This is a genomic window from Bacillus cereus group sp. BfR-BA-01331 (assembly GCF_022663915.1).
In the GTDB taxonomy this organism is placed as follows: Bacteria; Bacillota; Bacilli; order Bacillales; family Bacillaceae_G; genus Bacillus_A; species Bacillus_A mycoides.
In genome coordinates this window covers 1-482 of record NZ_JAKUGJ010000149.1, presented here as the reverse complement: position 1 = coordinate 482, position 482 = coordinate 1, and the positions used below count along the sequence as shown (strand labels likewise).

The window sequence follows — 482 nt, the reverse complement described above, 5'->3', positions numbered from 1 at the left end:
AGCTCAATAACACGAAGTTTTTCTTGTGGCAGCTTATCAATTGCCTCGATAAACCATTCACGTACATCACTTGGAATCGTGCGTTCTTTATGGCCACGAACTTTTAATTTTTCACGCATTTCAATTTCTAAAGCGATATATGCATGGAGATTCACTCCCTGATCATATGCATATTTTCTAAATAACGTTTCTTCCTGGTATTTTAGATAATTACGGTGATAAGATTCTTCCGTCACTGGTACCGCAAACTTCTGCTTCAGTAGTGCATGCACATTTTTAAACATCTTCTTAATGTTGCGAAGAGAGTACATGGAATAATGTAGACCGAAATTAAAGACAGCTTGTTCACGGTCACTATTTCTCTCTTTTGGTATATGTTGCGCAATAAGAGGGTAGATGCCTTCTTTCGCCGCAGTATCAAGAATTTGATATTGAGATGTTTGATGCAATAATTTTTTCAATGTATATACAATTTTCGTTGG

Annotated in this window: 1 protein-coding gene; it reads right to left on the bottom strand. The window is 36.3% G+C overall.

Features of this window, described 5'->3' with window-relative positions:
* On the bottom strand, positions 1-482 hold a 482-nt coding region (locus MR155_RS31365; RefSeq protein ID WP_242312126.1), incomplete at both ends, for a hypothetical protein.